This is a genomic window from Burkholderia sp. KCJ3K979 (assembly GCF_016759955.1).
GTDB classification, from domain to species: domain Bacteria; phylum Pseudomonadota; class Gammaproteobacteria; order Burkholderiales; family Burkholderiaceae; genus Burkholderia; species Burkholderia orbicola.
The window spans coordinates 1-476 of record NZ_JACFYV010000470.1; the positions used below are offsets into that span (position 1 = coordinate 1).

1 pseudogene is annotated in these 476 nt (G+C 46.0%); it reads left to right on the plus strand.

The annotated features are described in order from the left end of the window. Positions 1-476 (plus strand): annotated as a pseudogene (locus tag H3O04_RS35680) (hypothetical protein); the annotation flags it as partial.

Below are 476 nucleotides of genomic sequence, written 5' to 3' on the forward strand. Positions count from 1 at the left end.
GCCCTACACCATCCTGGAAAAAGATGGCATCAAGATTGGTATTATTGGGCTACACGGCGTATTTGCATTTAATGATACGGTCTCGGAGCTCTCTCTCCAGGGACTCGATAATGACAATAATAACCGCTTTGATAAATCTTCCGAGACCCTTAAGAATCAGGGGATTGAAGCACGTGATGAAGTGAAGTATTTGCAGCATTATATCGACGAGTTACGTGATAAGGTTGACCTCACTGTGGCGCTGGTTCATGAAGGCGTTCCGGCGCGTCAGTCCAGCATTGGCAATACAGATGTTAGACGCGCTCTTGATAAAGATATTCAAACCGCTAGCAAGGTGAAAGGATTGGATATTCTGATTACCGGGCATGCCCACGTCGGAACGCCAGAACCAATCAAAGTCGGCAACACCTTAATCCTTTCGACTGATAGTGGCGGTATCGATATTGGTAAATTAGTCCTTGATGTCAACCCTACAG